The sequence below is a fragment of the Micromonospora gifhornensis genome, assembly GCF_016863515.1.
In the GTDB taxonomy this organism is placed as follows: Bacteria; Actinomycetota; Actinomycetes; order Mycobacteriales; family Micromonosporaceae; genus Micromonospora; species Micromonospora gifhornensis.
In genome coordinates this window covers 1-20854 of sequence record NZ_BOPA01000037.1, presented here as the reverse complement: position 1 = coordinate 20854, position 20854 = coordinate 1, and the positions used below count along the sequence as shown (strand labels likewise).

The 20854-nt window shown below is 69.5% G+C and carries 17 protein-coding genes, 1 tRNA gene and 1 pseudogene; 11 read left to right on the top strand and 8 right to left on the bottom strand.

From position 1 onward, the window contains the following. Positions 1 to 51: 51 nt before the first annotated feature. Positions 52 to 1380, top strand: a complete 1329-nt coding sequence (locus Vgi01_RS24165; RefSeq protein WP_204292544.1) for an LLM class flavin-dependent oxidoreductase — start codon at positions 52 to 54, stop codon at positions 1378 to 1380. A 120-nt stretch (positions 1381 to 1500) separates the two neighbouring features. After that, positions 1501 to 2097, top strand: coding sequence for a monooxygenase family protein (locus Vgi01_RS24160; RefSeq protein ID WP_233196661.1), 597 nt, complete (start codon positions 1501 to 1503; stop codon positions 2095 to 2097). A gap of 46 nt (positions 2098 to 2143) precedes the next feature. On the opposite strand, the gene Vgi01_RS24155 is transcribed toward Vgi01_RS24160, so the two are convergent. Beyond that, a complete protein-coding gene (locus Vgi01_RS24155) occupies positions 2144 to 3184 on the bottom strand; it encodes an LLM class F420-dependent oxidoreductase (protein ID WP_204292543.1) in 1041 nt (346 codons plus the stop codon). 247 nt (positions 3185 to 3431) lie between these two features. On the opposite strand from Vgi01_RS24155, the gene Vgi01_RS24150 reads away from it, so the two are divergent. Together Vgi01_RS24150 and Vgi01_RS24145 are read left to right on the top strand one after the other, a co-directional pair. Continuing rightward, positions 3432 to 4109 (top strand): Crp/Fnr family transcriptional regulator, encoded by a 678-nt coding sequence (locus Vgi01_RS24150; protein ID WP_102656840.1) that lies wholly within the window; start codon positions 3432 to 3434, stop codon positions 4107 to 4109. Positions 4110 to 4362: 253 nt separating this feature from the next. Continuing rightward, a complete protein-coding gene (locus tag Vgi01_RS24145) occupies positions 4363 to 5649 on the top strand; it encodes a hypothetical protein (protein WP_102656841.1) in 1287 nt (428 codons plus the stop codon). Positions 5650 to 5745: 96 nt separating this feature from the next. Here the strand turns inward: Vgi01_RS24145 and Vgi01_RS24140 are convergent, their stop codons facing one another. From Vgi01_RS24140 to Vgi01_RS24115, 6 genes are all read right to left on the bottom strand, one after another. Then, complete coding sequence (locus tag Vgi01_RS24140) at positions 5746 to 6552, bottom strand: ATP-binding cassette domain-containing protein (RefSeq protein WP_102656842.1); 807 nt, start codon at positions 6550 to 6552, stop codon at positions 5746 to 5748. After that, positions 6549 to 7796: an alanine racemase gene (locus Vgi01_RS24135; protein ID WP_204292542.1), complete on the bottom strand. Its 1248-nt coding sequence runs from the start codon at positions 7794 to 7796 to the stop codon at positions 6549 to 6551. The genes Vgi01_RS24140 and Vgi01_RS24135 overlap by 4 nt, the downstream gene beginning before the upstream one ends. A 19-nt stretch (positions 7797 to 7815) precedes the next feature. Next, positions 7816 to 8796 carry an ABC transporter permease gene (locus tag Vgi01_RS24130; RefSeq protein WP_102656844.1) on the bottom strand — a complete coding sequence of 327 codons (981 nt, stop codon included), beginning with the start codon at positions 8794 to 8796 and terminating at the stop codon, positions 7816 to 7818. Further along, a complete protein-coding gene (locus tag Vgi01_RS24125; RefSeq protein WP_102656845.1) occupies positions 8797 to 9825 on the bottom strand; it encodes an ROK family protein in 1029 nt (342 codons plus the stop codon). It lies immediately after the preceding gene. Further along, the gene (locus Vgi01_RS24120) at positions 9825 to 10817 is read right to left on the bottom strand and encodes a phosphotriesterase family protein (RefSeq protein WP_102656846.1); all 993 of its coding nucleotides are present in this window, start codon (positions 10815 to 10817) and stop codon (positions 9825 to 9827) included. Before Vgi01_RS24120 ends, Vgi01_RS24125 begins: the two co-directional genes overlap by 1 nt. A gap of 121 nt (positions 10818 to 10938) precedes the next feature. Beyond that, positions 10939 to 12057, bottom strand: coding sequence for a substrate-binding domain-containing protein (locus Vgi01_RS24115; protein ID WP_013731250.1), 1119 nt, complete (start codon positions 12055 to 12057; stop codon positions 10939 to 10941). 401 nt (positions 12058 to 12458) lie between these two features. On the opposite strand from Vgi01_RS24115, the gene Vgi01_RS24110 reads away from it, so the two are divergent. The 6 genes from Vgi01_RS24110 (at position 12459) to Vgi01_RS24085 (ending at position 18772) form a co-directional block, all read left to right on the top strand. Beyond that, positions 12459 to 13652 carry an ROK family transcriptional regulator gene (locus Vgi01_RS24110; RefSeq protein WP_102656868.1) on the top strand — a complete coding sequence of 398 codons (1194 nt, stop codon included), beginning with the start codon at positions 12459 to 12461 and terminating at the stop codon, positions 13650 to 13652. Between the two features lie 316 nt (positions 13653 to 13968). Then, entirely contained in the window at positions 13969 to 15792 is a 1824-nt protein-coding gene (locus tag Vgi01_RS24105; RefSeq protein ID WP_204292540.1) for an alpha/beta hydrolase-fold protein, read from the top strand. Between the two features lie 134 nt (positions 15793 to 15926). Continuing rightward, positions 15927 to 16334: a DUF4260 family protein gene (locus Vgi01_RS24100; protein WP_204292538.1), complete on the top strand. Its 408-nt coding sequence runs from the start codon at positions 15927 to 15929 to the stop codon at positions 16332 to 16334. A gap of 135 nt (positions 16335 to 16469) precedes the next feature. Beyond that, positions 16470 to 16841, top strand: coding sequence for a YciI family protein (locus tag Vgi01_RS24095; RefSeq protein WP_102656849.1), 372 nt, complete (start codon positions 16470 to 16472; stop codon positions 16839 to 16841). Further along, the gene (locus Vgi01_RS24090; protein WP_204292536.1) at positions 16838 to 18091 is read left to right on the top strand and encodes an RNA polymerase sigma factor; all 1254 of its coding nucleotides are present in this window, start codon (positions 16838 to 16840) and stop codon (positions 18089 to 18091) included. The genes Vgi01_RS24095 and Vgi01_RS24090 overlap by 4 nt, the downstream gene beginning before the upstream one ends. Positions 18092 to 18307: 216 nt before the next feature. Further along, positions 18308 to 18772, top strand: coding sequence for a hypothetical protein (locus Vgi01_RS24085; protein WP_146017457.1), 465 nt, complete (start codon positions 18308 to 18310; stop codon positions 18770 to 18772). A gap of 21 nt (positions 18773 to 18793) precedes the next feature. On the opposite strand, the gene Vgi01_RS24080 is transcribed toward Vgi01_RS24085, so the two are convergent. Continuing rightward, positions 18794 to 18869, bottom strand: a tRNA-Arg gene (locus Vgi01_RS24080). 632 nt (positions 18870 to 19501) lie between these two features. Here Vgi01_RS24080 and Vgi01_RS24075 point away from each other — a divergent pair. Further along, positions 19502 to 20854: pseudogene (locus Vgi01_RS24075) on the top strand (hypothetical protein); the annotation flags it as partial.

The window sequence follows — 20854 nt, the reverse complement described above, 5'->3', positions numbered from 1 at the left end:
GCGTCGCCACCCGTCGCCGGTGGCGACGCGACCGGGTGTGGAGGGGGAGACATGCATCTGAACGTGTTCACCGAATGCTCGCCGTCGCCCCAGTTCGTCGGCATGTGGCGGGCACCCGGCGACGCCACCGGCACCGGCTACCGGTCGTTGGACTACTGGGCCGCGATCGCCCGACGGCTTGAGGCGGCCTGCGTCGACGCCCTGTTCTTCGCCGACATCCACGGCACCTACGACGTGTACCAGGGGTCGTGGGCGACGGCGGTACGGCACGCGGTGCAGATCCCCTCGATCGACCCGGTGCCGGTCGTCGCCGCCGCGGCGATGGCGACCACCGACCTGGGCTTCGCGGTCACCTACTCCACCACCTACCACCAGCCGTACGAGTGCGCCCGGCTGTTCTCCACGCTCGACCACCTCACCCGGGGTCGGATCGGGTGGAACATCGTCACCTCGTACCTGCGCTCGGCCACCGACAACGGGCTCGGTGAGTATCTGGACCACGACCTGCGCTACGACCGGGCCGACGAGTACATGGAGGTGGTCCGCGCACTCTGGGAGCGCAGTTGGGACGACGGCGCGGTGGTCCGCGACGTCGCCGGGGACGTCTTCACCGACCCGTCCCGGGTGCGTGCCATCGACCACCAGGGTGAATGGTTCACCGTGCGCGGCCCGCACCAGTGCGAGCCGTCGCCGCAGCGCACGCCGGTGCTGTACCAGGCGGGCGCGTCGGGTCGGGGGATGGCGTTCGCCGCCCGGCACGCCGAGGTGATCTTCCTGACCATGGCCGATCCGCAGAGCGGAGCCGAGACCGTGGGGCGTCTGCGTCAGCGGGTGGCCGAGGCGGGGCGTGACCCGCGCAGTGTGCGCGCACTCCAGGGCACCATGGTGATGGTCGGCGCCGACCGTGCCGACGCGAAGCGCAAGGCCGCGCAGTACCACGAGCTGTGGAGCCCGGAGGGGCAGCTGGCGAAGTGGTGCGGCTGGATGGACATCGATCTGGCCGCGTACCCGGACGACACTCCGGTCGACGAGGTGAAGAACCAGGGCAGTCAGTCGTTCCTGGGCTTCCTGCGCGGGCTGAGCCCGGAGCGGTCGTGGACCATCGGCGACGTGCGGTACCTGGTGTCCCGCCCGCGCCGGGCCCGCCGGGACGCGCCGATGACGCTGTTCGGCACGGCTGAGGAGATCGCCGACCGGATGGAGCAGTGGCTTGAGGTCGCCGACGTCGACGGCTTCAACCTGATCCCGTGCAGCCCTTCGGACGGCCTCGGCGACATCTGCGATCTGCTGATCCCGGAGCTGCAACGGCGTGGCATGTTCCGCACCGCCTACCGCAAGGGCGAGACGCTGCGGCAGCGGTACTTCGGACCGGACGCCTGATCGCCGACGCCGGACGGCGCAGTGACGCTTTACGCGTATGTTGAAGCGTCTTGTTGGGTGGCGAGTGTCATTGCTAGTGTTCCGAAGTGTTCGACCCTTCGCTGAAAAGGATGTCCGGGCATGGGTAGGAAGCCAGTCGTGGGCCCACGGATGACAGCCGAGATCGAAGGCGATTTCGCCGTCTTCATGACCGGCATGCGGATCAACAACTTCTTCAAGGTCAACCGCTGGCTGCCGACCTTCTGGTCGATGGGTGGCGTGTTGAAGGCCATGTTCGCCGATCAGGAGGCGACCGGCGCCCTGCACGCGCACGCCTACTGGGGCAACCGGGGCGCGGTCATGATCGCCTACTTCCGTAGCATCGAGCACCTCGAACGGTTCGCCAACAACCGCGAACTGGCGCACTCCAAGGCCCTTCAGGACTACTTCCGGCGGATGAAGGACAACAACGTCGTCGGCATCTGGCACGAGTCCTACGTGGTCCGCAACGGCGAGTACGAGGCCGTCTACAACCACATGCCGGAGGCGACGGGTCTCGCCGCGGCCGGTGAGTGCGTGCCGGTCAACCGCCGGGGCAACAGCGCGTCCGCCCGCCGGGCCACCGGAGCGCGGACCGCTGCCGAGGCAGCTGCCGGTTCGGGTCGCGACGTGGAGCCGGTGGAACCGGTGGTGGACGAGATCTTCCCCGCGGTCGCCCCCGACCGCAGCATCGCCTGACGCCCCCGGTCCGGCCGGTACGCCGGCCGGACCCGGCGCGGGCCGCTCAGTCGAGCAGGTCGCGCAGCTGTTCGACGAGTCGCAGCCGGTCCCGGTGCGCGCGGGCCAGCGGAGTCACGTTGAGGGTGGTCACCCCCGCCTCCCGGTACGCGGCCAGCCGCTCGGCCACCCAGGACGCGGGCCCGATCAGGCAGGTGCCCTCCACCAGTTCCTCGGGCACCGCCTCGGCCGCCGCGTCCCGACGCCCGGCCAGGTACAACTCCTGCACGGTGCGGGCGGCCTCGCCGAACCCGTACCGCTGGGCGAGGGTGTTGTAGAAGTTGGCGCCCACCGCGCCCATGCCACCGAGGTAGAGCGCCAACTCCTGCCGGGCCAGCCGGCGCAGCCCGGTGACGTCGTCGCCGATCGCCAACAGGGCGTTGACGCTCACGTCCAGCGGCCCGAGCGAGGGGTCCCGCCGCTGGGCGCCACGGGCCAGGCTCTCGCCCCACACCGCGGCGGACCGCTCGGGATGGAAGAAGGCCGGCTGCCAGCCCTCCGCCAACTCCGCGGCCAGTTCGACGTTGCGTGGTCCGATGGCGGCGAGGGTGATCGGGATCCGTTCCCGGACCGGCTTGTTGATCAGCTTGAGTGGGCGCCCCAGGCCGGTGCCCTGCCCTTCGGGCAGCGGAATGCGGTAGTGGGTGCCCTGGTGGACCAGCTTCTCCCGGCGCCACACCCGCCGGCAGACCTCGATCACCTCGCGGGTACGGGCCAGCGGCGCATCGAACGGTACGCCGTGGAACCCCTCGATGACCTGCGGGCCGGAGGCGCCGAGGCCGAGCGTGAACCGCCCCGACGAGACGTGGTCGAGCCCGGCGGCGGTGGTGGCGATAAGCGTCGGGGTACGCGTGTACAGCTGCATCACCCCGGAGGCGATGCCCAACCGCCGGGTCCGCCCGGCGATGAAGCCCAACTGGCTGACGGCGTCGAACGTGTACAGCTCGGCCACCAGCACCAGGTCCAGGCCGGCCTGTTCGAAGTCGACCAGCTCGTCGGCGATGTCGACGATGCCGGCGCGATAGTTGAGGGGCATGCCCAGCCGCATCGGCGACGCTCCAGTGATCGTATGTGGACGTATCCGCAAGTCTTCTTACGCCATCCCGCCGGTCCTCCACAAGGCGCAACCACCCTGACCAGAGCCGGGAGCAGCCCAGCTGCCCGGCGACCGCGGGGTACGACACCTGGCCGACTGCTTCCTCGTCTTTACGGGTATTTGTGAGCCTTCTCTAGTGTCTGCGGCGGGGATGTGGTTTCCTCAACGAGTGCTCTGCCCGCGCGGAAGGTAGGCCGACGTGACGCAAGCCAAATCCCTGTCGAGGCTCCACATCCCGGATTTCCGGGCGCTGGCGGGACGGGTGCCCGGGACCTCGCTGATCGAGGTCTCCCGTAACAGCCATGTCTATCGGTGCGGAACACGCGACGACCACGTCTACGTGGTGGAGCGTGGACAGGTCAAAACGCAGATGGTGGCCGCGAGCGGCAAACGCTGCCTGCTCTCGGTGCACGTGATGGGTGACATGTTCGGCGAGATCGCCCTGCTCGGACAGGGGCGGCTGGAATCGGCGATCGCGTTGACCCGGACGGTGCTGCTGCGCATCCCGGCAGCACGGGCCGCCGCCGTGCTGGCCGCCGAAGGCTCAGGCGACATCCTCGCCCGTCACCTCGGCAACCGACTGCGCCATCAGCAGCAGGTGGTGACGGAGATGGTGACGTTGCCGAGCGAGCTGCGTCTGGCGTACCGGCTGCTGGACCTGGCCGAGCGCTTCGGTCTGCGCGGTCCGGACGGCACCCGCGTGGACATCGCCTTCACCCAGGAGGACCTGTCCGAGATGGTCGGCACCACGCGTACCCGGATCGGTCAGTTCCTGAAACGGTTCCGTGAACTGGAATTGGTCGAGTTCACCCCTCGATCGCATCTGACCGTGCACGAGGAGCGCCTTTCCTCATGGGTTTCCACACAAACACATTGACTGCTCATTAGTGAGCAGACCGCAGAGCCGGCAACAGTAGAGGATGCCTCTCAAGGAACCCCACTTCTGAGGGAGGTCAGTATGAAGAAGCTTGTCGTTCGCAAGCTGGAGCCGATCAAGACCAGCGCCAACGCGGACTGCGTGCCCGCGATCGCCTGACACAAGGGTTCATGATCGGCGGGGATCGGTGTGAGTGATCGCTCCGGTCCCCGCCGAGCGCCGTTCGCACGCGGAAGTGGAAGGGAATCGCCCCATGGCCGTCAACACGGCTGAGTCCGTCGTCACCGTCCGCCCGTTCGTCTCGACAGTCGACGGCTCGGACGTCATCATCGGCGACACCGACCGCAAGGTCTATCTCGCCATTCCGGCCGAGGGGCTGGACATCCTGAACGCGCTCGCCGAGGGTCGGACCATCGCCGAGACCGCCCGCATCTACGAGCGCAAGCACGGCGAGCCTGTGGACGTCGAGGACTTCGTCGCCGTACTGGCCGACGAGGGTTTCGTCACCCGAGGCGGCGAGCCGGAAGCCGCCACCGAACCGGCCCACCAGCACGCGCACCGCACGGTCAAGCGGTGGAGCTTCGACTGGATCCCGCCGGCCACCGCGCGCCGGCTCACCGGTCCCGCCGTGATCCTGCCCGGCCTCGCGGTCATCCTCACCGCCGTGGCGCTGGTGATCGCCGAGCCGGGTCTGATTCCGGGCCCGCGGGTGCTGCTGTTCGAAGGCGGGAACTTCGCGATCCTCACCGTGGTCAGCGTGACGCTGGCGATGATCGGGCTGTCGTTGCACGAACTCGCGCACGCACTGGCGGCCCGCTCGGTGGGTGTGTCGGCGACTCTCGGTATCAGCAACCTCATGTACGTCCTGGTCGCGCAGACGGATATCAGCGGCATCTGGATGGCCTCCAAGCGCGCGCGGTACAAGGCATTCCTCGCCGGTTTCTTCGTCGACGCGTTCTTCGGCTCCCTGCTCGTCGCATTCCTTTTCGCCACCCGACGCAACCTCATCGACGTACCGAACTGGGCGAGTCTGCTCGCCAGCGCGGCACTGCTCACCTTCCTGGTGCGCATCGGCTTCCAGTTCTTCTTCTACCTGCGCACCGACGTCTACTACGTGATCGCGACCGCGCTGAACTGTCGCAACCTGATGTCGGACACCGAGCGGTTCCTGTCCAACGGGATCAAGCGGCTGACCTTCCGTCGGCACAAGGTGATCTCGCAGGCCGGCATTCCGCGCCGCGAAATGCGCAAGATCCGGGCGTACGCGGCGGTGTGGGTGTTCGGTCGGGTCTTCGGGCTGGTCGCCCTGATCTTCACCATCCTGCCCATGCTGTGGGTCTACCTGGAGCAGTTCGTGCTGCTGGCAATGGGTGAGCCGACCCGCTTCTCGTCGGCCGACTTCGCCACGGTCGCGGTGCTGGCCGCGCTGCTCAACGGTGGCGGACTGGCGATGTGGGGCCGCAACCTGTGGCGCGGCTGGCGCCGTCGGCGGGTGGAGGATGCTCGGACGCTCGCCCGGCAGGCCGCAGCTGCCGGCTGAACGTCCCGACGGACGCCGGGCCCCCACGCGGGGGCCCGGCGTTCCGGCGTTCGGGCTCAGAGCGGGCGTTCGGGCCCAAGGACGAGCGTTTGTGCCCTAGGACGAGGACGACTCGTCCGGTGCCGACGCGCCGGTGATCATCGAGACGATCTCGTTGCGGCTGGTGTCCTCGATGGACCTGACCCCGACCTGGCGGCCACGGCGCAGCACCGCGACCCGGTCGGCGATCCGGAACACCTGATCGAGGTTGTGGCTGACCACCAGGACGGCGGCACCACGCTCCCGCAGCTTGAGGATCAACTCCTCCACCTTGGCGGTCTCCGCCACGCCCAGCGCGGCGGTCGGCTCGTCCATCAGCACCAGTCCGCTGGCCCAGTGGGTGGCGCGGCAGATCGCCACCGCCTGCCGCTGCCCACCGGAGAGATCGCGGATGATCGCCTTGGCGCTGGGAATGCGGACGTCCAGGGCGTCCACCAGGGCCTGGGTCTCCCGGGCCATCCGGCGTCGGTCGAGCAGCCGCAGCGGGCCACGGGTCAGTTCCCGGCCGAGGAACATGTTCATGTAGACCGGCTGCGAGTCGGCCAGCGCCAGGTCCTGGTAGACCACCTCGACGCCCTGCCGTCGGGCGTCGGAGGCGTCCCGGAAGGAGACCGGGCGGCCGTGCATCCGCAGTTCACCCTCGGTCGGCTGGTACACCCCGGAGATGATCTTCACGAGGGTGGACTTACCCGCGCCGTTGTCGCCGACCAGCGCGGTGATCTCCCCGGCGGCCAGTTCCAGGTCGAAGCGCTCGATCGCGACGACCCCGCCGAACTGCTTGCGGATCCCGCGCAGTTGCAGCGGCGGCGCGTTCGTACCGGTCGCGCTGCCGGTCGTGCCGGCGTTCTGGGTTGCCGCGCTCATGATGCCCTCCCGGTGCTGCCAACGGCGTGGGTGCGGGTGTCGAGGTCGTCCAACCGGAGCGGCGTCGAACCGTCGGCGGCCCAGATGCCGGGGACGGCCGGGGCACCGGACCGGACGCCTGTCACGCCCGCGGTCAGGGCCCGGGTGACGAACGCCTGCGGCCGGAACCCGAACAGGACGGTGTCGCCGGGCGCGACCGCCGGTGCGTCGCTGACATCGGCCATCGCGTAGTAGTCGATCGCCTCCGGCGCGGGCATCTCCACGTCGACCAGGTACGCGTCGTCGAGTCCGCCGCCGGCGGGCACGATCAGGGCGCGGGTGTCGCCCAGACCGAGCACCGGGTCGACGTAGAGCCCTCCGCCGAAGACGTAGGCCCGACCGCCCCACAGGTGCGAGACCTCGCTGACGTAGAGCACGGCCGGTTCCTCGACCAGGTCGGTGACGGCGTGCCAGGGCGTGGTGCCGGTCAGCCCGTGACCGGGCTCGACCTGCGTCGCGCCGGCCTCGGCGAGCATGCCCAGCACCGCGACGGACGTCGTACCGGGGGCGTTGATCTCGATCTGCCCACGTCCGGCCGCACGAAGCGCGGCGGCGGCCTGGCGCAGGGTGTCGAGGTTGGGTGTCGGCACGACGCGTCCGGAGGCCGAGTCGAACAGTTGGGTCGGGAAGCTGGTGACACCCGCGAACCGTGCGCCGGGCAGGGCGTCGAGCCGGTCGGCGACCGCGACGATCTCCTCGGCCGCAAAGCCGCCCTCGTGCCCGCGGTAGAAGCGGTCGCCCGGGGCCATGATCCGGGCGAGCAGCGCCTGCTCCCGGCCGGCCGCGGCACTCGCGGCGGCCGCTTCGGCGGCCTTGGTGTCGTTGAAGACGGTCCAGTAGGCCGGGGCGAGCGCGGCGGCGGTGGCTGCCTCGTGCCGGGGGATCTGCACCAGGTGGCCGATGTGGCCGATGCCGAGCCCACCGTGCCAGTCGGCCAGCGCGCACTGCAGGTCGACACCGACCGCCTCGGTGATTCCCGCGGCGCGGATCGTCCGGCAGAAGTCGGGATTGCGCCCGACCTGCTTGGTCATGGCGTAGACGGACAGGCCGTGCCGGTCGGCCTCGCGCCGGATGGCCGTGGCGTTGGCGGCGACGGTGTCCAGGTCCAGCGCGTAGCAGTTGGCCGGCAGGTCACCGTTGCGGTGCAGGTCCGCCGCGGCGGCCAGGAAGGCCGGGTTGCGGCGTCGAAGCAGATCGAGAAACATGCGTGTGCTTCCTTCCTGGTCAGCTGCGCCGCTCGCGCAGCGACAGGGAGACGGCGACGAGGATGATCGCGCCGCGCGCCATCATCTGCTGGGAGACGGAGAGCCCGGCCAGGATCAGGCCGTTGTTGAGCATGCCCATCAGCAGGCTGCCCAGCAGGGCACCGACGATGGAGCCCTTGCCGCCGAACAGGCTGGTACCGCCGACGATCACCGCGGCGATGACGGACATCAGGTCGGCCTCGCCGAGGGTGTACCGGGCGCCCTGGAGGCGGCCCGCGTACAGCAGTCCGGCGATGGCGGCGCACATCGCGCTGCCCATCAGCACCATGATCTTGACGCGGATCACCTTGATGCCGCTGACCCGGGCCGCGGCCACGTTGTCGCCGATGGCGAGGGTGTGTGCCCCGTACCGGGTCTGACGCAGCACGAGGTAACCGATGACCGTCGCGGCCACCGACCAGAGCACCAGGTTGGGGATGCCGAAGACCTCGCCCTGGCCGAACAGGGACAGGAACGCGTCGTTGCTGACCGGCACCGACTGCAGGCCGGTGACCTCGCGGGCCAGGCCGGCCACCGCCCCCATGGTGGCGAGGGTGACCAGGAAGGAAGGCAGCCGTACGAGGGTGACGAAGAGCCCGTTGACCAGGCCGACCGCCGCGCCGGCGGCCAACCCGGCAGCCGCGCCGAGCAGCATGTTGTCGGTCTCCCGCAACGTCACCGCGCCGACCAGCGCGGAGAGCGCGACGACCGAGCCGATCGACAGGTCGATCTCACCGGCTGCCAGGACGAAGACCAACCCGATCGCCATCACGGTGATCGGCGCGGTCTGGATGACGATGTTCGTGAGGTTGCTTGTGGTCAGGAAGCCGTTGCTGCCCTGGGTGATGGCGAAGAACAGGAACACGACGACGAAGCCGATGTAGACGACGTAGTCGCGCCAGTTGACCCTGCGCCAGGCCGGTCTGCTGCTGGCCTTGACCGCCGTCTGGGTCTGGGTCATCTATCGTCCCTCCGCTGACTCGAAAGAGGTGTTCCGGCGAAGCTCGGCCGTGACGGGCGACGCCGCTGGATCGGGGTGGGCCGGCAGGCCGGGATGGGCTCCGGCCTGCTGCCGGGCGACCGCGATCGCGCCGAGCAGGCCGGCCCGGTCGCCGAGTTGGCTGGTCTTGATCAGCGGCACGTCCGCGCTCAGCGCGGCGACCCACCGCCGGACCGGCTCGACCAGCTCGACCCGGGCACCGATGCCGCCGCCGAGTACGACCGCCTCCGGGTCGAGTACGGCGGTGACAGCGGCGATGGCCAGGGCGATGAGGCGGGCCTCCTCGTCGATGGCGGCCCGGGCGGCCTGATCGCCGGCCGCCGCGCGATCGAAGATCACCGGCACGCCGACCTGCTCGCCGGTGGCCGTCCGGTACCGGGCGGCGAGCGCGGAACCGGCCACCGCCTCCTCCAGCGCGCCCCGGATCTGGTTCGCCGGGTCGAACGGATCGGTGCCCAGCGGCAGGTAGGAGATTTCCCCCGCCGCGCCACGGGCGCCGCGGACCAACTCGCCGTCCAGCACGATGCCCATGCCGATGCCGGTGCCGACCGCCACGAACACGAAGTGCCGATGGGTACGTCCGCTGCCGAGCCACCGTTCCCCGGCGGCTGCCATGTTGACGTCGTTGTCCAGCACCACCGGGTGTCCCAGGCGGCGGGTCAGTTCGGTGCGCACGTCGAAGGCGCCGAGTTCGGAGACGTTGGGGGACAGGCCCACGGTGCCGGTCTCCGGGTCCGGTGCGCCGGGCAGACCGACAGCGGTGGCCCGTACCTGCGACCAGTCGACGCCGCCCCGCCTGGCCAACTCGCGCAGCAGGGTGTCGATCTGGGCTGCGACCGCGGTTCCGCCACGGGGGTCGGTGGCCAGCACGTCCTCGGCCACGATGTGGCCGGTGAGATCGGCGAGCGCGGCCAGGACCTTCGTGCCACCGAGGTCGACCCCGGTGACGTACCCGGCCGGAGCGGACGATGTGTGCGGGTGCCCGGCCATCAGCCGACCGTCAGCAGTCGGGCCGGGTTGGCCACCAGCATCTGGTCGATCGCCTCCGGCGGCACACCGAGCCGGGCGAGCCCCGGCACGATCTCCTGACCGAGGTACGAGTAACCGAGGCGGCCGTGGGTGCGCGGGTTCAGGTACGCCTCGGCCCCGGTCAGGTCCATCGAGAGCAGGATCCGGTCGGCGTACCCGTCCCGGACCAGTCCGGCGAGCATCTCCAGTCGGGCCCGGTCCGGCCGGTGGTACGCCCGCTTGGCGAACTCGCCCTCCGGCGGGTTCTCCGGCAGTGGCGCCAGGACGAAGTCCCAGAACTGCTTGCCGATCGTGTCGAAGGCGATGTTGACGCCGGTCGCCAGGACCGCCCGCAGGTAGTCGGGGTCCGGGTTGATGTCCAGGTGGCCGATGACGATCCGGGAGAGGTCGGCCTTCTCCTCGCGGAGGATCTCGACCTGCTCCAACGCCATCGTGCCGTGGGTGGTGTGGGTGTTCACCGCCAGCCCGGTGGCCACGTGGGCGCGGGCGGCGGCCCGCAGGCACTTCTCCTCGTGCGGGGTGATCTCGTTGAGCCCGGTGGCCTGCTCCCCGAAGATGCCGACCTTGATGCCGGTGTCTCCCACGCCGATGGTGGCGTCGGCGATGAACCGCTCCCGCATCTCGTCCACGCCGGCGGTCAACGCCCAGCTCGGCGAGTACGGCTCCAGGTAGATCGCCGATCCGGCCACGATGTGCAGCCCGGTACGCTGCGCCACCTCGCGGAGCAGGGTCACGTCATGACCCACCACCTCGTACGGGGACAGGTCCACCACCGTGCCGAAGCCCAGCTCCGGCAGGCCGCGTACGGCGTCGACGGCGAGGTCCGCGCGGTCGTCACCGGCACCGCCGGCCAGCCATGGACCGGGCACCAGCGCGCCGAGGTGCTCGTGACTCAGCACCCGGCCGAGCGACTCGGGTGGCACCGGCCCGAGGACTGTCTGGACGTACCCCATCTGATCTTCTCCTTGCCGATCGACGCACCGGCGTCACGGTCGAGGGCTGCCGTGTCGCGCGGCCGGGGTGAGGTCCGGGGCCGTCCGCCAGAAAAGGCCCCGGACCTCACGTCATCTGCGGTCAGTTGCCGAGCACCTCGGCCGGCGGCTCCTGGCCGTAGTCGTCGCGCCAGGCCTCGGCGATGTTCTCCTTGGTGGCTGCCATCGGCGCGCTCACGACCAGCTCCGGCGCCTGCTTGCCGAGCAGCCCGTAGGCGGCGACGATGCCCAGGTTCTGGCCGAGCCGGGTGGAGCCGTTGCCGATGACGCCGACGACGTTGCCGCCCTTGACCAGGTCGGCGGCGAGGTTCGCCTCCAGGTCATTGGTGACGATCTTGACGTCGGTACGACCCTGCTGCCGGGTCGCGGCGAGCACGCCCTCCGCGGCGGTGGCCCAGGCGACGTAGACGCCGTTGAGGTCGGCGTGGCGGGTCAGCATCGCGGTGGCGATGTCCTCGGTACGCGCCGGGTCGGAGAAGCCGGTCTCCTCGACGATCTCGATGTCCGGGTAGAGGTAGCCGAGCCAGTCCTTGAACGCCTTGTCCCGCTGGTTGGTGAACCAGAAGTCGGCGTCGTGGTAGACGTAGCCGACCTTGCCCTTGCCGCCGAGGGCCTTGCCGAGCAGTTCCGCGTTGGCCTTACCGAACGCGGTCAGGTCGACGGTGACGATCCCGACGATCTGCTCCCCGGCCTTGAAGTCCTTCGGCGGGGTGGTCATCACGACCAGCTTGACGCCGGCGTCCACGGCGGGCTTGAAGGCCGCCGCCGCGGCGGTCGGGTCGACCGCGATGGTGACGATCAGGTCCGGCTTGAGGGCCAGGACGGTCTGCACGTTGTTGGCCTGCCGGGCCGGGTCGAACTCGGCGCTGGTGCTGGCCAGCACCTTGATGCCGAGTTCGTCGAACTCCTTGCGGACCCCGGACTCCACCGCCTGGGTCAGCGCGGAGCCCTCGTGCCAGACGAAGGCGGCCGAGTAGTTGCCGTCCTTGACCTTCTGCCGCTCCTCGGGGGTGAGCGAGAGCTGGTCGGCGGCGGTCGGGGTCTCCCCGCCGGGGCCCACGAACGACAGGCTCGGTTCGGTACGGGGGCCGCTCGACGCGCCGCCGTTGCCGCCGGACGTCTCGTTCGAGCAGGCGCCGACCATGAGCGCCAGGGCGCAGAGCGCGCCCAGGGCGGCCCCACGTCTACGGCTGAGTTTCATTGCTCTTACCTCCAGCAACGGGGGTCCGGGACCGGGTGGTGCCGGACTGACACGGGGTTCCGACGCGACCGGCGCGGCACGTGACGGGGGCACGCGCCGCAGCCCCGGGGGTACCGATGGGGGCCGGCGACCTCTATTTCCGTTCAGACTGAAAGTATTATCGCGATCGTCACACTCCGTCAAGAGTCCTGGTCGGAGATCCCTAGCACTAGCTTCGACCCGTACGATCCGCATTTCGGCTACCTCGCACCGCCTCGCGCGGGCGGCCCGAGGGTGGTCCAACGCTCAGAGGCGATCACTCTCGGTGGTGTCGGTACGCCAGGAGGCTCGGATATTGGTTGTTGCCTACCATCGGCGCGGCCCTTAGCATTCGGGTGGAAAAAAAATAGGTGGAGGTGGACGTGGAAGCCCGAGCACCGCGGCGCGCCAACCGCTCGACCGTGCTCGCCCACGTCCTGACGCACGGGCCGGTCACCCGCACGGCCATCGGTCAGGAGACAGACCTTTCCCCGGCCACCGTCTCGCGCATCGTCGAGCAACTGCTCGACGAGGGACTGCTTGTCGAGACGGACGGCACCCCGACCGCGACCCGGGGCCGGCGCGCGACGCGGGTGGCGATCGCCGCCGGACGCGGCGTCGTCTGCGGAGTCGACGTCGGCGGATCAAACGTCCGGATGGTGGTGGCCGATCTGGCCGCCACGCCGCTGGTGAGCCGGACCGTCCCCACGCCGGCCCAGTACGACGCCCCCCGGCTGGCCCAGTGGCTCGCCGACCTGATCCGGCAGACCGTCGGCGACAACCTGGACCGGCTCGACTGCGTGGCGGTGGGGCTGCCCGGTGCGGTCCGCGAACACGACCGCGCGGTGTCCAACGCGCCGAACCTTCCCCAGGTGGAGGACCCGGAGTTCCTGCGGTTGCTGGAGAAACGTCTGTCCACCGGGGTCGAGGTGGACAACGACTCCAACTACGCGCTCCTCGGCGAGCTGCGCTTCGGTGCCGCCCGCAACGCGCAGACCGCGGTGATGTTCACCATCGGCGCCGGGCTCGGTGCCGGTGTCGCCATCGACCGGCGGCTGTTCCGTGGCCGTAGCGGCATGGTCGGCGAGTTCGGACACCTGCCGGCCGGTCCGCTGGGCACCTCGCTCGAACAGATCATCAGCGGGCCCGGCATCCTCGCCCGCGCCCGTGATCTCGGCCTGCCGTTCGACAATCCGGCCGACGTGTTCCGCTCCACCGACTCTCGCCTGGTGCCGGTCAAGCAGTACGTCGAGCAGGCGTTGCTGATCATCCTCACCGCTGCGGTGGTGGCCTACGAGCCCGAGGTGATCGTCCTCGGTGGCGGCATCTCCCACGCGCTCAAGCCCGACCTCGGCCGGCTGGGGGGTCGGCTGCGGGAGATCGTGCCGGTCACCGCGGCGGCCGTGCAGAGCGCCGAACTCGGGGACCTCTCCGGTGCGCTGGGCGCCGTGGTGGCGGCGTTGCACACCGCGTACGGGCGACTCGGGCTCGCCGAACCCGACCTCGCGCACGTTCCCCAGCCGGATGCGCTCGCCGGCTGCGACCTGCACGCGTTGTCCGCCAACGCGATCGCCTGACCGTTCGCGCCGATCAGCTCCACTGTGGAGTTGGGTGGTGGCTGCCTGCTGTGTGGTCCCGTCGAGGCCGTGAGCAGGAGCGATCGACGGCCCGCGGAGCCCGCAACCCTTGACATCGAAACGTGTGCGCCGCCACACTGTGGCCTGCTAATTCGATTTAGCGCACGGCGGGTTCCCGGCAGAAGGCAGCCGGGCTCATCGCCCTGACCGGACACCACACCGACAAGCCGCCAACGAGACTGCAAGGGAGCGTGCTCAGATGAAGAGAGCGATCGGAAGGGGCCCGGTCAGACGGGCGATCACCATGCTCGCGTTCATGTCACTCGGTGTCGGCGCGGTCGTCTCCGCGCCGGCTGCCGCCGCCACACCCACCACAGTGGAGGGTGCCACCGTACGGGCGGACAACGGTTCCCCGACCGGATACACAGTCGACTTCGTCTACCGCAATCCGCACGCCACCCAGGTCCGCCTCGCCGGAGACCTGACGCTGCTCGACGTCAGCACCGGCAACACGCGCTACCAGCCGGAAGCGTGGCAGACCGGCCGGTACCACGCCGGCGGTACCGAGTTCCTGCGGGACATGACCAGGGACGCCGACGGAAACTGGTCGGTCTCGGTGCCCCTGCACGCGGGCAGCCTCAGCTACTGGTACCGCGTCTGGGACCCGACCCAGGGCTGGGAGAACAAGCGCATCTGGGATCCCGCCTCGACGAACCCACGTCCCCCGGGCCAGTCATCGTTCCGGGTCCGGAACAACGACGTGCTCGACGCCGTCTACGTGCCGTACGCCGACAAGCAGAACGACCCCGTGCTCAAGGAGCGCGCGGAATACGAACTGCCCGCGGCCGACCCCGCACACCGGGGCACCGTCCAGTACGTCCCGTACACCACGATCCTCGGCGACAGCGGCCACTACCTCGGCGTCTACCTGCCGGCCGGCTACGACGCCAACCGCCCCGAGCCGTACAAGGTCGCCTACCTCGCGCACGGCATCTTCGGCGACGAGACCGACTTCATGGTCCCCGCGAACGTCCCCAACATCCTGGACAACATGACGGCCAAGGGTGAGATCGAGCCGACGGTCGTGGTCACCATGGGCAACCACTTCACCGGCACCAGCCTCGGCTTCGCCTCGTACAACCAGACCAACGCCGCCAACAACCTGGTCCAGACGATCCTCCCGTTCATCGAGGAGCGCTACCACGTCTCGACCGAGCGCGAAGGCCGCGCGTACGCCGGATTCTCGTACGGCGGGATGACCGGTGCGCACGTCATCCGGGGCTACCCGACCACCTTCGCCTTCTACGGGCACTTCTCCGGCAACCCGTCGCTGACCGCGCAGGACTACGACAACGTCGCCGCCGCGGTCGGCGACGACGACCTGTTCGTGTTCCTCGGCAACGGGGTCTTCGAGGGCAACCTGAACGCCCAGAACACCATCGCGAACAACTTCCGGGCCCGGGGCTACCGCGCCGCGACGACCCAGGTCCCCGGCGCGCACGACGGCATGACCGCGAGCCAACTGTTCACCATCTTCGCCCGGGACCACCTCTGGACCGGCGTCGACTCGGTGTCGGTGTCGCCCGCGACCGAGGAGCTGACCAAGGGCTGGAACTGGCGCACGCAGTTCACCGCCGACGTGAGCACCAACGAGGGCGTCAGCCCGGCGGTGACCTGGTCGGTCGAGGGCGCCGCCTCGGCGGCAACGACCATCTCCGCCGACGGTCTGCTCTCGGTGGCCGCGAACGAGACCGCGTCGACGCTCACCGTCGTGGCGACGTCCGTGGTCGACCCGACCAAGTCCGGCTCGGCCACGGTCAGCCTGACCGCGCCGGGCACGACCCGCGTCGTGGTCAAGGCGAAGGCCGCGCCCGCATCAATCGTCCGGGGCGGCACCTTCACGCTCAGCGTCGACCTGCGGGCCCAGAACCAGCACAAGAAGGCGCCGACGGTGACCGGTGAGATCGCCGTGACCTTCGGCGGCACCACCCAACTGGTGGCGCTGACCAACGGCTCGGCCGTGGTCGACCTGCCGACCAGCGGCCTGCCGGCCGGGGGATACCCGGTCCACGTCGCCTACTCCGGTGACCCGACCTACGCCCCCACCGCCGCAGTCCACCAGCAGTTGCGAGTGCGGTAACCAGCACACGTGAGTGGGCCGGCGACGCCAGGTCGCCGGCCCACCCGCGCGCGGGGGCCACGCTCGTCGAACGCCAGGTCGGCGTAGATTCAGACTGCCGCCCGACCCGGCAGACGACGAGAGGGGTACCGGAGATGAAACCGGTCACGACACAGCGCATCGAGTCCGCTGCCGTCGCCGTCCTCGCCGTCGTCGTCACCCTCGCCGTCGGGTACGCGTGGTGGTGGCTGCTCGCCCTGTTCCTCCTCTTCGACCTCTCCATGCTCGGCTACCTGCGCGGTCCGCACCTCGGCGCCGCCTGCTACAACCTGGTGCACTCGTACACCCTGCCGGCCCTGCTCGGCGCGGTGGCGGTGGCCGCCGCGGCGGCCGGCGAACCGATCGACTGGCTCGGCATCCTCGCCGTCGCCTGGGTGTTCCACGTCGCCCTCGACCGCGCCCTCGGCTACGGACTCAAGACCACCGAGGGTTTCGAACACACCCACCTCGGTCTGATCGGACAGGCCCGGCGCGCCCACCAGGTCACGACCCGCGAACGATGAGCAGCGCAGAATCGACCGCTGCGCGGGGTCTCCGACAGATGATTGAGCCGCAGGCCTGACGATTCCGGCCCGCGCCGATCGTCATCTCCGTGCCGGTGCCGAGGCGGCACCGCACCGAGAGCGGAGGAGAAGCCGATGCGCTACGCACTGATGATCCACTACCCCGAGCCGGGCGAGGGCGAACTCACCGACGAGGTCATCGCGGAGGCGAAAACCGCATTCGACGCGTACGGCCGGGCGCTGAGCGCCGCCGGGGTCCTCCTGGCGGCCGACATCCTGCAACCCGCCGCCGCCACGACCACCGTCACCCGCAGAGACGGCAACCTGCGGGTGCAGGACGGGCCCTTCGCCGAGACCAGGGAGGCCCTGGCCGGGGTGTTCCTCCTCGACGTACCCGACCTCGACGCCGCCATCGGCTGGGCGGAGAAGTGCCCGGCCGCGCAGTGGGGCGTCATCGAGGTACGGCCCACCGCGACGGCGTTCGTCGACGGATCCTGGACGAGTTGACCACCAGCGACGAGGGGCGGGCGGCCGCAGCTGTCGCGGCGCGCGACAGTTACGGTCGGCTGCTCGCCCTGCTGTCCACCTCCACAAGCGACATCGTCTGGGCCGAGGACGCCCTGGCCGACGCGTTCGAGCGGGCCCTGCGCAGCTGGCCCGACCAGGGCGTGCCGGACAACCCCACCGGATGGCTGCTGACCGTCGCGCGTAACCGGCTCCGGGACCACTGGAAGTCGGCACAGTGGCAGCGCAACGTCCCGCTCGACGTCGAGCGGGACGCCCCCGTACACCTCGACGCGCTCGACCTCGACGCCATCCCCGACCGGCGACTGGAACTGATGCTCGTCTGCGCGCACCCGGCGATCGAACGCACCGCACACACCCCCCTGATGCTCAACACCGTGCTCGGCTTCACCGCCGAGCAGGTCGGCCGAGCCTTCTCCACACCCACCTCGACGATGGCGACCCGCCTGGTACGCGCGAAGCGACGCATCAAGGCCACCGGCATCCCGTTCCGCATCCCCGACCGCAGCGACCTGCCGGGCCGGATGGCCGCGGTCCTCGAGGCCATCTACGGGGCGTACGTCATCGACTGGGCGACGACCGGCCCGCAGGCCCGCCCGGTGCCCACCGAGGCGCTGCACCTCGCCGAGGTACTCACCACGCTGGTCCCCGACGACCCCGAGGCGCACGGGCTGGCCGCCCTCGTCCAGCTCTCGGCCGCACGCCTACCCGCCCGCCTCGACGAACACGGACGATTCGTGCCGCTGGCCGAGCAGGACCCGACCCGCTGGAACGAACGCCTGATCCACCGGGCACACCAGCACCTACGCACCGCCCACGCCCGCCGACACCTCGGACGCTTCCAACTCGAAGCCGCAGTCCAAGCGGTGCACTGCGCCCGAAGACACACCGGCACCACCGACTGGCCGGCCCTGCTGGACCTGCACCGCGCGCTCCACACGCTCGCACCGTCCCTCGGCGGTGCCGTCGCCCTCGCGGTCGCCACCGCCGAAGTCGAGGGCCCGGCAGCCGGGCTGACCCGACTCGACGCACTGCTGAACCCGACGGACGACCGGGCCCGACGGTTCCAGCCCGCCAAGGCCGCCCGGGCCCACCTGCTCGAACGGCTCGGCCGCCACGCCGAGGCCGCCGCCGCGTACGACAGCGCCATCGCCCTCACCCACGACCCCGCCGAACGCGGGTACCTCGAGCATCGCCGCGCTCTAATGCGCTCGGCACCTGACCGGCCCTGAGCGGCATCGGGAATCTCGGAGGCCGCGAACTGTGCATCCCAACGGGCATGTAACGGGCACGGCGGGACCAAGCCGATTGCGCTCGCACCTTCAGTTCGTAAGATCGAAGATCACGGCCGACAACGACCTGTTGGGGCAGGCCAGCGGCAGGACGGTGGGGACCGTTCGTGCCCGCTGATGACCGCCGGGTGTACGGGCTACTGGCACGTGGATGGCATGGATGCCCTCTTCATTGCGAGGATCGAACTGGCTTCTGCCACATCGATGCACCGAGCGAGGCTCACCATGGAAATCGCCCAAGACGGACCCTTCCTTGTCGTCGAACGCGAGCGGTTCGTTGCACGCTTTCCCGCCGACCCGAGCAGTGACCTGGAGCAACTTCAGGACCAAGACATCTACGTGACCGTCACCGGAGGCCCCACCTACTACGCGACCGTCATGACCCTCCAAGCGATCGATGCCGTACTCCGCCGGTGGACACAGACCGGGGAAGCCGCTGGCGGAAGGTACTTCTGGTCCACGGACCTGGTCATCACGCCCCGGCCAGGCGTCACCGCGATGATCGAAGCGATCGACGGACTTGTCCGCGAAGGAGAGATCGCTCAGGCGTGCCAGGTCATCCCCGACCCGATGGGCAGCCACGGTGCCCCAGATTCCAGCGCCCAGAAGGCGGATCAGTGATCGGCGATCATGGCTGTGAGCTGGTGCCCCCGGCAGGATTCGAACCTGCGACACACGGTTTAGGAAACCGATGCTCTATCCCCTGAGCTACGAGGGCGCGAGGGCCTAGTCTAGCGACCTGGGGGTTCACCTGGGGTGGCAGGGAGTGGCCCACGTTCACCTACGTCGTCGGAAACCCTGTTCCCGCAGCCCATGACCACCGCCCGATCACATCAACCCCGGTTTGCGACCGGCGGTGGGCCGCGGTGACCCAGATTGGTACGGGTTGACCCAGGGTGGTACCGGCTGGAGAGCACACGCCGCACACATCAGGGAAGATCATCATGGCTCTGGCTTGGTCCGGATCGAGACTGGTTCCGGCGGGTGTCTGGCAAGAGGTCGCGTGAGCTTCGGGCACCGCGTTGTTCTGGCCGACAGGCCTTGAGGTCACGGCGAGCTGCTCGTCAGCCTATGGGCGTTCTGTCGCATACTCCTGATTGCAGATGGCCTGCGTAGTAGGTCGGAGGCTGCCTCCGACCGTAACCCCTTCTTGCTGAGAATTTTCTGAAGATCGCGTTGCGTGAAGGTGTTGGCTTGGCTGGCGGAGAACTGGGCCCCTGTTGGGTGCTTTGTGGCGGTACTCGGCGGCAGGTGTGGTCGGATGGCGCGCCTGATGAGTGCGGTTGGTGACCGTCCTTGTTGGACGGTTGCCGATCATGCTCTTGTGTAGGCGTCGATGGGGTGTCTAGCGTGTCGATCAATTTTCTTGGATCGACGGGGGGCGTTGTGATGCTTGCTGGCGGCCGTGGGGGCACTGCGTTTGACCGTTTCGGTGCGCGGGGGAGGGTCAGGGCGGGAGCCTTGGCGGTCGCGGTGTTGCTGGGGTTGTTGCCGGTGGTGCAGTTGCGTGGGCCGGCGGTTGCGGCGGGGCCGGTGTTGGAGCCGGGTGATTCCCGGTCGGTGGCGAGTGTGGCGGTGCGGCAGCAGGCGCAGGATCCGGATCCGGATGACGAGGTCACGGTGACTGATCCCCTTCCGGCGGGCACGTTTCCTGAGGGTGGTGAGGCGGTCCTCGACCTTCAGGGTGATGCCGGGGATCGGCAGGCGTTCGGGTTGACGGTCGAACCGGCCGGTGAGGCGCCCGAGGGTGAGGGTGTGGCAGGGCGTGGCCTGGCCGGTGGTGAGGTCGGGTCGGTGCGGGTGCGGTCGTTCGATCGGGCGACGTCGGTGGCGTTGGGTAACGCGGGCCCGTTGTATGCGCTTGACCGTGCGGATGGTTCGGCGGCGGCGGGTGCGGTGCAGGTCGTCGTCGACTATGCGGATTTCGCGCAGGCGTATGGGGGTTCGTTCGCGGATCGGTTGACGTTGGTGCGGTTGCCGGGGTGTGCGGCGACGACGCCTGAGGTGCCGGAGTGTTCGGCGGATCCGGTGTGGGTGTCGGCTACCAATGATCCGTATGCGGAGACGTTGACGGCGGTGGTGGAGGTCGGTGGCGACGCGACGGCCGGTAGTCGGACGGGTGTGTTCGAGGGTTTCGGTCCGGAGTCGGCGGTCGAGTCGACGGGTGTGTATGCGTTGGCGTCGTCGGCGTCGGGTGGGTCGACGGGTTCGTACACGGCCACGGATTTGAAGCCGTCGGGGTCGTGGCAGGTGGGGGAGAGCGCGGGGTCGTTCTCGTATTCGTATCCGTTGCCGGAGCCGCCGTTGCCGTACGGGCAGACCCTGGGCTTGGAGTTGTCGTACAGCTCGTCTGTGGTGGATGGGATGACGCACGGGACGAACAACCAGTCGGGTCCGGCGGGGTTGGGGTGGTCGTACTCGCCGGGTTATGTGGAGCGGACGTACAAGCCGTGTCGGACGCATCGGACGGAGATGTGTTGGGAGTCTCCGGATGGTGAGGACGGGGAGGCGGCGACGAATGATGCGGGGGCGTCGCATATCACGATCTCGTTGCAGGGGCAGTCGACGCAGATCGTGAAGACCACGGCGGGGGTGTGGAAGCCGGTCGACGACTTCGGGTGGCGGGTGGAGTTCCTGGCGGGTGGGGCTGAGGACGACGGTTATTGGAAGGTGTGGACGCCCGACGGTACGGAGTACCGGTTT

Coding starts and splice junctions, on each gene's coding strand:
- Vgi01_RS24130 (WP_102656844.1), bottom strand. CDS start 8,796: ATGACCCAGACCCAGACGGCGGTCAAGGCCAGCAGCAGACCGGCCTGG.
- Vgi01_RS24120 (WP_102656846.1), bottom strand. CDS start 10,817: ATGGGGTACGTCCAGACAGTCCTCGGGCCGGTGCCACCCGAGTCGCTC.
- Vgi01_RS24095 (WP_102656849.1), top strand. CDS start 16,470: ATGCGCTACGCACTGATGATCCACTACCCCGAGCCGGGCGAGGGCGAA.
- Vgi01_RS24135 (WP_204292542.1), bottom strand. CDS start 7,796: ATGTTTCTCGATCTGCTTCGACGCCGCAACCCGGCCTTCCTGGCCGCC.
- Vgi01_RS24140 (WP_102656842.1), bottom strand. CDS start 6,552: ATGAGCGCGGCAACCCAGAACGCCGGCACGACCGGCAGCGCGACCGGT.
- Vgi01_RS24115 (WP_013731250.1), bottom strand. CDS start 12,057: ATGAAACTCAGCCGTAGACGTGGGGCCGCCCTGGGCGCGCTCTGCGCC.
- Vgi01_RS24165 (WP_204292544.1), top strand. CDS start 52: ATGCATCTGAACGTGTTCACCGAATGCTCGCCGTCGCCCCAGTTCGTC.
- Vgi01_RS24100 (WP_204292538.1), top strand. CDS start 15,927: ATGAAACCGGTCACGACACAGCGCATCGAGTCCGCTGCCGTCGCCGTC.
- Vgi01_RS24105 (WP_204292540.1), top strand. CDS start 13,969: ATGTCACTCGGTGTCGGCGCGGTCGTCTCCGCGCCGGCTGCCGCCGCC.
- Vgi01_RS24145 (WP_102656841.1), top strand. CDS start 4,363: ATGGCCGTCAACACGGCTGAGTCCGTCGTCACCGTCCGCCCGTTCGTC.
- Vgi01_RS24085 (WP_146017457.1), top strand. CDS start 18,308: ATGGATGCCCTCTTCATTGCGAGGATCGAACTGGCTTCTGCCACATCG.
- Vgi01_RS24155 (WP_204292543.1), bottom strand. CDS start 3,184: ATGCGGCTGGGCATGCCCCTCAACTATCGCGCCGGCATCGTCGACATC.
- Vgi01_RS24125 (WP_102656845.1), bottom strand. CDS start 9,825: ATGGCCGGGCACCCGCACACATCGTCCGCTCCGGCCGGGTACGTCACC.
- Vgi01_RS24160 (WP_233196661.1), top strand. CDS start 1,501: ATGGGTAGGAAGCCAGTCGTGGGCCCACGGATGACAGCCGAGATCGAA.